This window comes from Stappia sp., assembly GCF_048268045.1.
Taxonomy (GTDB): domain Bacteria; phylum Pseudomonadota; class Alphaproteobacteria; order Rhizobiales; family Stappiaceae; genus Stappia.
In genome coordinates this window covers 540,426-553,778 of record NZ_JBLWWG010000002.1, presented here as the reverse complement: position 1 = coordinate 553,778, position 13,353 = coordinate 540,426, and the positions used below count along the sequence as shown (strand labels likewise).

Here is a 13,353-nt window from a genome sequence, read left to right as displayed (position 1 = left end):
CCCGCGCCGACACGCCCGCCAAACCTAGTCGCTTTCGCGCGCTCAGATGGCCAATACCCCCTTTGCCGAGCTCCCTCCCCACGATCCTTGCCCGCCAGAGTGGCGTGAAATTCCCCTCGGGCTGCTCCCCCCCCTCTCACAACGCAGCGTCTCCCGCAGTGGCGCGAGGCGGGGACCGCGTCCATACGGCTCCCTTCCCGCCTCGCGCCACAAATACGCCGGATTGCTCCTGTCCTTCGTGGCCCCTAGTATAGCTCGCGCGCGCACCTGCATTCGGAAGGGCCGGATCGGTGCGCTCGCCAGGATCGATGACCGACACCCGTGCGCTTCCCGCGTCGCGACAGTCGGGTTTGCGAACAGGCTGGTTCTTCCGGCCGGTTCGCAAACCTGGCGGCCGCCCGGCGCGCACCACAAGGTCGGCGACAACGAGGTGACCGGGCAAGCGTTTCGCGCAAGGCTCGGCGGCTACCGGCAGGACCAGGGGCGGTTCTTCGGAAGCAGGTTTGCAGGGACAGCAGGGTGACATGCATCTAGGCGGACAACCGCACGGACGCGACGACGTGGATCTGGGCGATGAACCGCCCCTCATGGTCTATGATGGGCGCGCGCAACTTCCCGACAGACGGCGGGTCAGCCTTCGCTGGCTGACGGGGTCGATCCTGACCGGCTTCACGTCGGTGACGCTGATGGGCGGCGCTCTCTTCGCCGCGCTCGACGGCCAGTACCAGGTTGCCGCCGCCCCCGCGCGCGGCGAGCCGGGCAGCGGAACCGTCCTGCGCCCGCTTGGCCTCGGCTCGGCAAAGGGAGACCGGGTCACGCGCGCGGCGGCGCAATATTCCTCCCGCCAGGTGATCCCCGTCTCCACAGTGCACCGCCTCGACGGACGCGACCACATCAAGGTTCGTCCCTATGCCTTCATCACCGCAACGCTGGCGACCCGTCAGTCGCGCGAGGAGGCGGAGGAGATCCCGCCCTTCAACCCGCTGAAGCTCTTCTCCGACAACACGATCATCCCGGCCCGCGCCGCCAGCGACGCGGTCTATGATGCCCGTGTCGAGGGCGAGGTGACGATCAGCTCCCGTGATTTTCCCTATGACGATCCCGATGCCGTCACCGACGCCGGTTATCAGGAGCTCGAGATCGAGCAGTTCGTGCGCCAGTCCGCGCGCTTCCTGTCCGGCAATGCCATCGACGCGGCAGCCGGACCGGTCATCGATCCCGGTCGCTTCGATTTCAACCTGGCTCAGCAGCCGGATCTGTCACGCCTCTCGGTGCGCATCACGCCGGAAAATGTCTCCTTCGTCTCCAAGAACGACACGCCGGAAGGCTTTGCCGGCATGGAGGAGAAAATCGTTCCGGTCACCGGAGAGCTGACGCTCGCGGAGACCCTTCTCGACAATTCCGCCAGCGAGAGCGAGGCCAACGCCATTTCCGATGCCTTCGCCCGCGAGTTCGGCATCGAAAAGATCGAGCCCGGCCAGCGCGTGCGCATCGCGCTGGCCCCGGCGCGCGACGACAGCGAGCGCATGCAGCCGCAGCGCATCAGCCTCTATACCGACACCGAGCATCAGGCGACCGTCGCCCGGTCGGACACCGGCGACTTCATCCCGGCCGAGGCGCCGGACACCTTCCTGGCCGATGCGTTCGCAGAGGCAGATCGGGTTGGCTACGCAGGAACCACCCCGACGCTCTACGACAGCCTGTATCAGACCGCGCTGGAGCAGGACGTCAAGCCAGAGCTCATCGCCGACCTGGTCCGGATCTTTTCCTTCGACGTTGACTTCAAGGCGCGGGTCAAGCCAGGCGACACGCTGGAGATCTTCTACAGCCTCGAACAGGACGATGCGGAAGCACCCGCCGAGATCCTCTATACGGCGCTGACGACCGGCGGCACCACACGCCGCTTCTACCGTTTCCGCACGCCCGACGACACGTCCGTCGATTTCTATGACGAGACCGGCAAGAGCGCGAAGAAGTTCCTGATGCGCAAACCGGTCGCCGGCGGCCGGTTCAGCTCCGGCTTCGGCCTGCGCCGCCACCCGATCGTTGGCGTCATGCGCCCGCACAACGGCGTCGACTGGTCGGCCCCGCGCGGCACGGCGATCATGGCCGCCGGCGATGGTGTGATCGTCCGCGCGGACTGGATGTCCGGCTACGGCCGCCATACCGAAATCCAGCACGCCAACGGCTACACGACCACCTACAGCCACCAGTCGAGCTTCGCCGACGGAATTCGCGACGGTGTCCGCGTCCGCCAGGGCCAGGTGATCGGCCGCGTCGGTTCGAGCGGCCTGTCGACGGGCGCCCATCTCCACTACGAGGTCAAGGTCAATGGCCGCTTCGTCGATCCCATGCGTATCCGCCTACCGCGCGGACGCACCCTCGACGGAGAGATGCTCGAGGCCTTCAACCGCGAGCGTTCGCGTATCGACACCCTGATCGAGCGGGCGACCGGCCCCTCCCGCGTGGCCTCGCTCGGAGAGAAATAGACCGCCCGGCACCGCCGGCGCGGCTCCGCGAAAACGAAAAACCCCGGACGGGTGACCGTCCGGGGTTTTCTTTTATGCAGCCAGGGCCGCGCTCCGCCTCAGGCAGCGGCGACCTTTTCGCCGGCAACGGTGAAGAGCAGGCGGTCGGAGCCGGCGGACACTTCCACCAGCGCCCCGTCGGTGACCTTCCCGGCCAGGATGAGCTCGGCCAGCGGGTCCTGCACCTGACGCTGGATCACCCGCTTCAGCGGACGCGCGCCATATGCCGGATCGTAACCGCGATCCGCCAGCCAGCCGCGCGCGCTGTCATCGAGCGCGAGCTCGATCTTGCGATCGACCAGCAGTCCCTGCAGCCGCTTGAGCTGGATGTCGACGATGGCCGCCATCTGCGAGCGCTGCAGCCGATGGAACAGGATCTGGTCGTCAAGCCGGTTCAGGAACTCCGGCCGGAAGGCCGAGCGAACCACCGCCATCACCTGATCGCGAACCGCCGAGGAATCCTCGCCGTCCGGCTGGGCGACAAGATATTCCGAGCCCAGGTTCGAGGTCAGGATGATCAGAGTGTTGCGGAAGTCGACCGTCCGCCCCTGGCCATCCGTCAGACGACCGTCATCGAGCACCTGCAAAAGCACGTTGAAGACATCGCCATGGGCCTTCTCGATCTCGTCGAAGAGGACGACCTGATAGGGCCGACGGCGCACGGCCTCGGTGAGCGCGCCGCCCTCCTCGTAACCAACGTAGCCCGGAGGCGCGCCGATCAGCCGGGAGACGGAGTGCTTCTCCATGTATTCCGACATGTCGAGACGCACCATCGCGGTTTCGTCGTCGAAGAGGAACGACGCCAGTGCCTTGGTGAGCTCCGTCTTGCCGACACCGGTCGGACCGAGGAACAGGAACGAGCCGATCGGCCGATTCGGGTCCTGCAGGCCGGCGCGGGCGCGCCGCACGGCGGTCGAGATGGCGTGCACGGCCTCTTCCTGGCCGACCACGCGGCGGGCCAGTTCATCCTCCATGCGCAGCAGCTTGTCGCGCTGGCCCTCGAGCATCTTGTCGACCGGAATACCGGTCCAACGCGACACCACCTGGGCGATGTGGTCGGTGGTCACCGCCTCCTCGACCATGGCGCCCGCGACGGCTTCCTTCGCATCGGCCTCGGCAAGCTTCCGCTCCAGATCCGGGATGACGCCATAGGCGAGCTCCCCGGCCTTGGCCAGATCGCCGGTACGCTGCGCCTTCTCCAGGTCGATGCGCGCGGCCTCGAGCTGTTCCTTCAGCTTCTGCTCGGAGGAGAGCTTCTCCTTCTCGCCCTGCCAGCGGGCGGTGAGCGCGTCGGACTCTTCCTCAAGCCCGGCAAGCTCACCCTCGAGCCGCTCCAGCCGGTCACGGGCGGCCGCGTCGGTCTCCTTCTTCAGCGCCTCGCGCTCGATCTTCAGCTGGATGATGCGCCGGTCGAGTTCGTCGAGTTCCTCGGGCTTGCTGTCGACCTGCATCCGCAGTCGGCTTGCCGCCTCGTCCACCAGATCGATGGCCTTGTCGGGCAGGAAACGGTCGGTGATGTAGCGGTTGGACAGGGTCGCCGCCGCGACAACGGCCGAATCCGTGATCCGCACGCCATGGTGCAGCTCGTACTTCTCCTTCAGGCCGCGCAGGATCGAGATCGTGTCCTCCACCGTCGGCTCGGACACGAAGATCGGCTGGAAGCGACGGGCCAACGCCGCGTCCTTCTCCACATGCTTGCGGTACTCGTCGAGCGTGGTGGCACCAACGCAGTGCAACTCGCCGCGCGCCAGTGCGGGCTTCAGCAGGTTGGAGGCATCCATCGCCCCGTCCGCCTTGCCGGCGCCGACCAGCGTGTGCATCTCGTCGATGAAGAGGATGATGCCGCCCGCCGCCGATTCGACTTCGGAAAGAACGGCCTTCAACCGCTCCTCGAACTCACCGCGATATTTCGCGCCGGCGATCAGCGACCCCATGTCGAGCGCAAGCAACTTCTTGTCGCGCAGGCTCTCCGGGACGTCGCCATTGACGATCCGCAGCGCGAGCCCTTCCGCGATCGCGGTCTTGCCGACGCCCGGTTCGCCGATCAGAACCGGGTTGTTCTTGGTGCGACGCGACAGAACCTGCATCGTGCGCCGGATCTCGTCGTCCCGGCCGATGACCGGGTCGAGCTTGCCGTCGCGCGCTGCCTGGGTCAGGTCGCGGCTATACTTCTTCAGCGCGTCATACTGGTTTTCGGCCGTGGCGCTGTCGGCGGTGCGGCCCTTGCGCAACGCGTTGATCGCCTCGTTGAGCGAGGCAGGCGTCAGTCCGCCACGCGCCAGCGCCTTGCCGGCATCGCAGTCGGAACTCATGGCCAGCGCCAGAAGCAGCCGCTCGACGGTGACAAACGAGTCGCCCGCCTTCTCGGCGATCTTCTCGGCCTGCTCGAACACCCGCGCCAGCGCGGGGGCGAGATAGAGCTGACCGCTGCCGCCGGAGACCTTGGCCATGGCGGCAAGCGCGGCATCATTGGCCGTGGCTATGTCGGCGGGACGACCGCCGGCGCGCTGGATCAACCCGGAGGCCATGCCTTCCGGATCGTCGAGAAGCACCTTGAGCAGGTGTTCCGGCGTGAACTGCTGGTGAGACTGGCCGAGCGCGTAGCTCTGCGCGGACTGAACAAAGCCGCGGGCGCGTTCGGTGTATTTTTCGAAATTCATTCTGTGACCTCCTGATCCGGCGATCACCCGAAGCGAGATCGCCTTTTCGGACTGCGGGCCCGAGCCGGCACCCGCACGGCCCTGTCTTGGCCGCCCTCTGCATATAGTGTTGCATTTCGACAACAAAAGAGCAAAGCAAGCCTCGGCACGAAAAAAGGGACCACGCCAGGCGCGGTCCCTTCTCGATGTCGCATCATGCCAGCCCCGCAGCCGGCGCTCCGGCCCGATAACGGGCCGAAGATGTTTCTTTGTCAGGCGTCGCTGGCCGCCGGAGCCTCGGGGCTCTCGGTCTTGCGGGCCCGCGGCGCACGACGGGCGCGCGGCTTCTTCACCTCCCCCTCGTCGCCGGAGGGCTCACCGGCCGTCTCGGCCTTTGCCTCGGAGGGGGCTGGCGATGCAGGGCTGTCCGCGGCATCGGCCGGACCGGCCTCGGAACGACCCTCATCGCCCAGGCTGGCGCGCGTCCGGCGCATTCCACGACCCCGGGCGCCACGCGCCCGGCGGCGTCCGCCGGCATCGTCATCGCCTGCGGCATCGTCGGACTTGCTCTCGCCGTCATCCTTGGCGACCGCCGGTCCGGACTTGCCGTTCAGCACGGGCATCGCATCGACGAAAGGCTGCGGTGCGTCCATCGGCATCACAGGCTTGGCATCGGCGGACGCATCCCGGTCGCGATCGCGATCACGGTCTCTATCCCGATCCCGGTCGCGGCGTTCGTTGCGTTCGCTCCGCTCGGCGCGCTCGCTTCGTTCCGAACGCTCCTCCTGCTCGTCCATCTCGTCGAGCTCGTCCTCGCCGCGCGGCAGAACCACCGGCTGGTGCATGCTCTGCTGTGCCGAGGCGATGATGCGCAGATAGTGCTCCGCGTGCTGGAAATAGTTCTCCGACATCACCCGATCACCGGCGGCGGACGCGTCACGCGCGAGCTGCTGGTACTTCTCGGCGATGTGATGCGCGGTGCCGCGGATCTTCACGTCCGGGCCGTTGGACTCATAGGATCGCGAAAGGGGATTCGGTCCCTTGCGGCCACCCCGCCCCCGGAGGCGCTTGTTGTTGTTCTGATTTCCTGGTCTCATTCTGCCGTTTTCTCTCACGAACGGCGACCGGCGTAGGCCAGTCAAAACAGTCCGGCCGCCCGAGGGGTGCCGGCGCCATGAAACGCAACGGAACGAGTCGATGTTGCGCGGTCGGAACAAGCCGATTGGGTACGGAATACGCACGGTGCTATCGCACCGATCTTTCCGGAATCCTGAAAGGTTCTTCTTGAACAGACCAGTGCCGAGCTAGTCCCAGACCTGAAGGTCGTCGGTGCATCTTCGTAGACGGCCGGTAAATGCCGCGCGATGCGGTGTTCGGCCGAAACGAAAAATCTCTGAGGAGACCTCGATCCGCCGACCCGTCGATCACGATGCCACCCCCGTCGGGCCTCGGCGAGCTGAAACTAGCCGGTTCCGAACGCTTTTCCAAGCTTCTTTTTCACAAGCTGGCGGGTTGGCGTGTTTTTGCCACACCAACCCCTCCCAGGACCCTGTCCCTACCCGCAAGATCTTGACGCAACGTCACTTCCTCGAAACCAGCCGCAACGAGAAGGTCGCTCACGTCCGCGCCCTGGCGCCAGCCGATTTCGACAAACAAGGCGCCATTGCGGCACAGCGCCCGCGCCGCGTCCGGCAGGATCGCGCGATAGGCGTCGAGGCCGTCGTCTCCGGCAAAGAGCGCCAGCGCCGGATCGTGCAGGCGAACCTCGCGCGCAAGCGCCTCCGCTTCCCCCAGCGCGATATAGGGCGGATTGGAGAGGACAAGGTCCAGACCGGGCGCCAGCGCGGCGGCGAAATCACCCTGAAAGCAGAGAAGCCTGTCGCCGACCCCATGCGAGCGGGCGTTTTCGCGCGCACTCGAAAGCGCGTTTGCGGAGAGGTCGCAGGCGAGCGCGACGGCATTCGGCAGTTCGTGCAGGAGCGCCACGGCAATCGCACCGGTTCCCGTGCCAATGTCGGCGAGGCGCAGGCGGCGAGCGCGTCCGCCCGTCGCGTCGACCCACTCGAGCGCGGCTTCCACCAGCGTTTCCGTGTCCGGTCGCGGCTCCAGCGTGTCGGCGGAGAGCCGGAAGCTCAGGCCCCAGAACTCACGCTGGCCAAGGATACGGCCGACCGGCATGCCCGCAAGCCGGGCGTCGAGAAACCGCGCGAGCCGCGCGCCCGCCGCCGCGTCGATCTTTCGCTCCGGATCCAGCACCACGTCCTGAGGCTCGAGTTCGCTTGCCGCAGCGACGAGGAGACGCGCCTCCAACGCGGCATCGGCGATACCGGCCTGCGCGAACCGGGCACGCAGTGCGCGTGCCGCCGCGCCCAGCGTCGCGGGAAGCGGTGGCTCCGCCGCGGCCGGCACCGTCACAGGCCCTCGGCTGTGAGCAGCGTCGCCTGGTGATCGAGCACCAGCGCGTCGATCACCTCGTCGAGCGCCTCGCCGGACAGGACTTCCTCGAGCTTGTAGAGGGTCAGTCCGATGCGATGGTCCGTCAGCCGACCTTGCGGGAAATTATAGGTGCGGATCCGCTCCGACCGGTCGCCGGAACCGACCTGTAACCGCCGCGCCTCGGTACGCTCGCTGGCGAGCCGCGCCCGCTCGGCGTCGAAGATGCGCGTGCGCAACACCTGCATGGCCTTGGCCTTGTTCTTGTGCTGCGAGCGCTCGTCCTGCACGGCGACGACCACGCCGGTCGGAATATGCGTGATGCGCACCGCTGAATCGGTGGTGTTGACATGCTGGCCACCCGCGCCCGAAGCGCGGAACGTGTCGATCCGCAGATCGCTGTCGGCAATGTCGACATCGACGTCCTCAGCCTGGGGAAGCACGGCGACGGTGGCGGCGGAGGTATGAATGCGCCCACCGGATTCGGTTTCCGGCACGCGCTGCACCCGGTGCACGCCCGACTCGAACTTGAGCCGCTCGAAGACGCGCTCGCCCGAGACCGAGGCGATGACCTCCTTGAAGCCGCCGACCTCGCCCTCGCTGGCCGAGACGATCTCCACCTTCCAGCCGCGAAGCTGGGCATAGCGCTGGTACATGCGAAAGAGGGTGCCGGCGAACAGCGCCGCCTCGTCACCGCCGGTGCCTGCGCGCACCTCGAGAATGACGTTGCGCGCATCGGCGGAATCGCGCGGCAGGAAGCCGATCCGCACGGCCTGGGCCAGATCCTCGACCGTCTCCTCGAGCGCTGTCCGCTCGTCCTCGGCAAGCGCCCGCATTTCCGCATCGGCCTCGGGGTCGGCGATCATCGCCTTGACGCCGGCAAGCTCATCCTGCGCTTGCAGCAGTGCACGCACGCGCGCGGCCAGCGGCTCGAGCTCGGCATAGTCGCGCGACAGCCGGACATAGGTCTCCGCGTCCGGGTTCTGGGTCATCCCGTGCTCGATTTCCGCGACGCGCGACAACAGGCCTTCGAGTTTGTCCGCCGATATCATGCGTTGCTGCAGTCCCTTGCGTTTCGATGTTTCGGTGTCGTGATGTCCCGACGCGGCGGTCCGGACCCGGCGCCCCGCAGGCGGCGGCACTTCCGCGTATCCTGAAGGCGCGCGCTAGAGCGGGATATCGATGTCCGTCGCCAGCTTGCGCAAGGTCTCGCGCAGGCTGTCCAGCTCCCCCGGCTCGGCAACCAGCGGCAGTACCTGCTTCGTCACCGCGCCAAGGTCGAGCCCGCGCACCATGGCCTTGACCGGCCCGAGGGCGGAGGCGGACATGGAGAGATTCCGGTAACCGAGGGCGGCCAACGCCATCGCCTCGAGCGGCCGGCCGGCGATCTCGCCGCAAAGCGTGACCGGCGTGTCGTGGCGCGCGGCCGTGTCGACGATGTGCTTGAGCGCCCGGAGAAAGGCCGGGCTCATCGTGTCGAAGCGCCCGGCGACCCGGGTGTTGCCACGATCAACCGCATTGAAGAACTGGAAGAGGTCGTTCGAGCCGATCGAGGCGAAGTCGACCAGCCCGAAGAGCTCGTCGAGCTGGAAGAGAAGCGAGGGCACCTCGATCATCACGCCGAGCTGCAACCGCTCGGGCAGCGGGTGTCCATGCCGCCTGAGATGGGCGATCTCGCGTTCGACAACGGAGCGCGCACGGCGGAACTCGCTCACCTCAGCGACCATCGGGAACATGATCTTCAGGTCCCGCCCGGCCGAGGCATGGAGCAGCGCGCGGATCTGGGTGCGCAGCACGCCCGGGCGGTCGAGCCCGAAACGGATCGCCCGCCAGCCCATGGCCGGGTTTTCCTCCTGGATCGCCCGCAGATAGGGGAGAACCTTGTCGCCGCCGATATCGAGCGTGCGGAAGGTCACGGGCCGCCCGCCAGCCGCCTCGATCACCTGCCGGTAGTAGTCGGTCTGCTCGCTCATCCGCGGAAAGGACGAGGCGACCATGAACTGCAGCTCGGTGCGGAACAGGCCGACCCCGGATGCGCCCGACTCCGACATCGCCGGAAGGTCGACCAGCAAGCCGGCGTTGAGCTGAAGCGACATCTCCACGCCGTCGCGCGTCACCGCCGGCTTGTTGCGCAACCGCCGGTACTGCGCCTGGCGGCGGGCGCGGAAGCGCACCTTCTCCGCATAGGCATTCTCGATGTCGGAGGCCGGGCGCAGATAGATCTGCCCGCTCTCGCCGTCGACGATTACCGCATCGCCCGATTCGGCCAGGCTCACCAGGTTCTCGGCCAGACCCACGGCGGCAATGCCCAGTGCCCGCGCGACGATGGTGACGTGGCTGGTCGGCCCGCCCTCCTCGAGCGCCACGGCGCGAATCCGGTCACGACCGTAGTCGAGCAGTTCCGCCGCACCCATGTTGCGCGCCACGATCACCGCGTCCTGCGGCAGGCCATCGTGCACGGGCCCGTGCTTGCGGCCCATCAGCTCGCGGATCAGCCGATGGGCGAGATCGTCGAGATCATGCAGCCGCTCGCGCAGATAGGGGTCGGTCTGGCGCATCATGCGCGCCCGTGTGTCCGACTGGACCTTCTCCACGGCGGCCTCGGCCGTCAGGCCGTTGTTGATCGCCTCCTCGATCTTGTGGATCCAGCCACGATCATGGGCGAACATGCGATAGGCCTCGAGCACGTCGCGGTGCTCGCCGCTTGGGGCCATGTCGCCGGAATTGAGCAGATCGTCGAGCGAGATCCGCAGACGGTTGATCGCCCGTTCCAGCCGCTCGAGCTCGACGCCGGCGTCCTCGGCGATAAGGTTGGTGACGACGACGCGCGGCTCGTGCAGCACCACGTGGCCGAGACCGACGCCATCCGACAGCGCCACACCCTGAAAGTGCATCGGCCGCGACAGATCGAGCTTCGTGCCCTGCTGGACGATGGCCTCGAGTTCGCCGGCGGCAACCATTTCGGCGATCACCATCGCCGTGGTCTGCAGCGCCTCGACCTCATCCTCGAAATAGGTCCGGTGAGACTGATTCTGGACGACGAGCACGCCCAACGTCCGCCCGGCGCGCAGGATCGGCACGCCGAGGAAGGAATTATAGGCCTCCTCGCCCGTTTCCGGGCGATAGGCGAAGGCGGGATGGGCCTGGGCGTTGGGCAGGTTGAGCGGGCGGGCGTCCGTCGCGATCAAGCCAACGAGACCCTCGCCCACCTTGAGGCTGGTCTTGTGGACCGCGTCGCGGTTGAGGCCTTCGGTGGCATAGAGCTCCAGCACGCCGTCGGCGCGCAGGATATAGACCGAGCACACCTCGGCGACCACGTTCGCCGCGATCAGCACGACAATCTTGTCGAGCCGCTCCTGCGCGTTGATCGGCTCCGCCATGACCTCACGGAGGCGCCGAAGCAGAACGCGCGGCCCTGCGAGAGTGCTCCGCATCACCCTTCAAGCCCTTTCCGCATCACCGGCCCGGGCGCGGGCACGACAGGAGCGCCGCACCCGGTGGGGACGAAGGCCATGGGGCCGACCGTCCGCTTACCCGTCCAGATCGTATAGCGAATGGAGAGTCCGCACCGCAAGCTCGGTATAGGCGGAATCGATGAGAACCGAGATCTTGATCTCGGATGTAGTGATCGCGCGGATGTTGATGCCCTTCTCCGCCAGCCCCTGGAAACAGCGCGCGGCGATGCCCGCGTGGGAGCGCATGCCGATGCCGATCACCGAAACCTTGACCACGTCGCGCGCGCCCTCGATGGCCTGGTAGCCGATCGCATCCTTGTTTTCCCGCAGCACCGTGAAGGCGCGATCATAGTCGCTTTCCGGCACCGTGAAGGTGATGTCGGTGGTGCGCCCGTCCGGCGAGATGTTCTGGACGATCATGTCGACGTTGATGCTCGCGTCGGCCAGCGAGCCGAACACGGCGCTGGCCACGCCCGGCTTGTCGGCAACGTTGCGGATGGACACCTGTGCCTCGTCCTTGGCAAAGGCAATCCCGGTAACGACTTGCTGTTCCACGATCTCGTCCTCGTCGCAGATGAGAGTGCCCGGCGGCAGTCCGCCCGCGCCGAGCTGCGGCGCATCCGGGTCGTCGAAGCTGGAGCGCACGAAGGTGCGCACGCCATGAACCATGGCCATCTCGACCGAGCGCACCTGCAGCACCTTGGCGCCGAGCGAGGCCATTTCCAGCATCTCCTCGAAGGCGATGCGGTCAAGCCTGCGCGCCTTGGGCACGATGCGCGGGTCGGTGGTGTAGACCCCGTCCACGTCGGTGTAGATATCGCAGCGGTCAGCGCCGATCGCGGCCGCCAGCGCCACCGCGCTGGTGTCGGAGCCGCCGCGCCCGAGCGTCGCGATGCGGTTGTCGGGCGCCACGCCCTGGAAGCCGGCGACCACCGCCACCTGCCCCATCTCCAGCCGCTGGATCAGCAGATCCGACTCGACATCGGTGATGCGGGCCGCGCCATGCTGGGAATCGGTCTTCAGCGCGATCTGCCAGCCCTGCCAGGAACGCGCCTCGATGCCCATGTCCTGAAGCACGATGGCAAGCAGTCCGCTCGTCACCTGCTCGCCGGAGGAAACGATCGCGTCATACTCGCGCGCGTCGTGCATCGCCGAGGCCTCGCGGCACAGGCCGACGAGCCGGTTGGTCTCACCCGCCATCGCCGAGACGACGACGGCCACCTGGTGGCCGGCCTCCACCTCGCGTTTCACATGGCGCGCCGCGTTGCGGATACGCTCCAGGTTTGCGACGGACGTACCGCCGAACTTGAGAACCAGTCGGGCCATGGGGTGCTTCGCGAGATCTCGAACATCTGTAGAAGGATAGGCGGCAAGGAAACCACCTTCCCGGATCGGCGCAATCCATACAGATTGCGACGAGGGATCGCAACAGCCATGCTTGACAAAGCCCCCGGGACGTTCGACCTGTCAGCGAGGCAGGATAAGGACCGCAGCATGACCCCCGCCAGCACAAGCAACACCGACAGCGCACCCGCCACCGACCCGGGGCGGGCAAGCACCATCGATCAGGCGGAAGTCGACCGCTTTTCCGCCATGGCGGCCGAATGGTGGGACCCGGCGGGCAAGTTCCGGCCGCTGCACAAGTTCAATCCCGTGCGTCTCGGCTACATCAAGGAGCAGGTCTGCGCCCGTTTCGGCGCCGACGACCGCGCCTCCGATGCGTTCAAGGGGCTTCGCCTGCTCGACATCGGCTGCGGCGGAGGCCTCCTGTGCGAACCGATGGCCCGGCTCGGCGCCGAGGTCGTCGGCGCCGACGCATCGGCGACCAACATCGAGGTCGCACGACTGCATGCCGCCCAGTCCGGCCTCCCCATCGACTACCGCGCGACGACGGCCGAGGACCTGGCCGCGGCAGGCGAGCAATTCGATGTCGTGCTGAACATGGAGGTGGTCGAACACGTCTCCGACGTGCCGCTCTATCTCTCCGCCTGCGCGAAGCTGGTGAAGCCCGGCGGCATCATGTTCATGGCCACCATCAACCGCACGCTCAAGGCCTATACGCTGGCCATCGTCGGCGCGGAATATGTGCTTGGCTGGCTGCCGAAGGGCACCCACACCTACGAGAAGCTCGTGCGTCCCGCCGAGATCGAGGGTCCGCTGACCGAGGCCGGCCTGATCCCGCTCGACCGCTGCGGCGTCAGCTTCAATCCGCTGGCCGACAGCTGGAACCGTTCCCGCGACATGGACGTCAACTACATGATGCTCTTCGGCCGCGACCGCACCTGAACCGAAGGACAA

General features: G+C 67.0%; 8 protein-coding genes. 2 read left to right on the top strand and 6 right to left on the bottom strand.

The genetic code is table 11. The features are described from left to right. Nucleotides 1-560 precede the first annotated feature (560 nt). Nucleotides 561-2,489, top strand: coding sequence for a M23 family metallopeptidase (locus tag ACN0WF_RS05110; RefSeq protein WP_417771697.1), 1,929 nt, complete (start codon nt 561-563; stop codon nt 2,487-2,489). A gap of 98 nt (nt 2,490-2,587) precedes the next feature. On the opposite strand, the gene clpB is transcribed toward ACN0WF_RS05110, so the two are convergent. The 6 genes from clpB to ACN0WF_RS05080 form a co-directional block, all read right to left on the bottom strand. Next, nucleotides 2,588-5,188, bottom strand: a complete 2,601-nt coding sequence (clpB, locus tag ACN0WF_RS05105; RefSeq protein WP_417771696.1) for an ATP-dependent chaperone ClpB — start codon at nt 5,186-5,188, stop codon at nt 2,588-2,590. A gap of 251 nt (nt 5,189-5,439) precedes the next feature. Then, entirely contained in the window at nt 5,440-6,264 is an 825-nt protein-coding gene (locus ACN0WF_RS05100) for a DUF4167 domain-containing protein (RefSeq protein ID WP_417771695.1), read from the bottom strand. Nucleotides 6,265-6,664: 400 nt separating this feature from the next. Beyond that, the gene (gene prmC, locus ACN0WF_RS05095; RefSeq protein ID WP_417771694.1) at nt 6,665-7,582 is read right to left on the bottom strand and encodes a peptide chain release factor N(5)-glutamine methyltransferase; all 918 of its coding nucleotides are present in this window, start codon (nt 7,580-7,582) and stop codon (nt 6,665-6,667) included. Beyond that, nucleotides 7,579-8,652, bottom strand: a complete 1,074-nt coding sequence (prfA, locus tag ACN0WF_RS05090; protein WP_417771693.1) for a peptide chain release factor 1 — start codon at nt 8,650-8,652, stop codon at nt 7,579-7,581. Before prfA ends, prmC begins: the two co-directional genes overlap by 4 nt. 114 nt (nt 8,653-8,766) lie before the next feature. Further along, a complete protein-coding gene (ptsP, locus tag ACN0WF_RS05085; RefSeq protein WP_417771692.1) occupies nt 8,767-11,034 on the bottom strand; it encodes a phosphoenolpyruvate--protein phosphotransferase in 2,268 nt (755 codons plus the stop codon). Nucleotides 11,035-11,130: 96 nt separating this feature from the next. Further along, nucleotides 11,131-12,381: an aspartate kinase gene (locus ACN0WF_RS05080; RefSeq protein ID WP_417771691.1), complete on the bottom strand. Its 1,251-nt coding sequence runs from the start codon at nt 12,379-12,381 to the stop codon at nt 11,131-11,133. Nucleotides 12,382-12,549: 168 nt separating this feature from the next. On the opposite strand from ACN0WF_RS05080, the gene ubiG reads away from it, so the two are divergent. Beyond that, entirely contained in the window at nt 12,550-13,341 is a 792-nt protein-coding gene (gene ubiG / locus ACN0WF_RS05075; protein ID WP_417771690.1) for a bifunctional 2-polyprenyl-6-hydroxyphenol methylase/3-demethylubiquinol 3-O-methyltransferase UbiG, read from the top strand. The last annotated feature ends 12 nt before the right edge of the window (nt 13,342-13,353 follow it).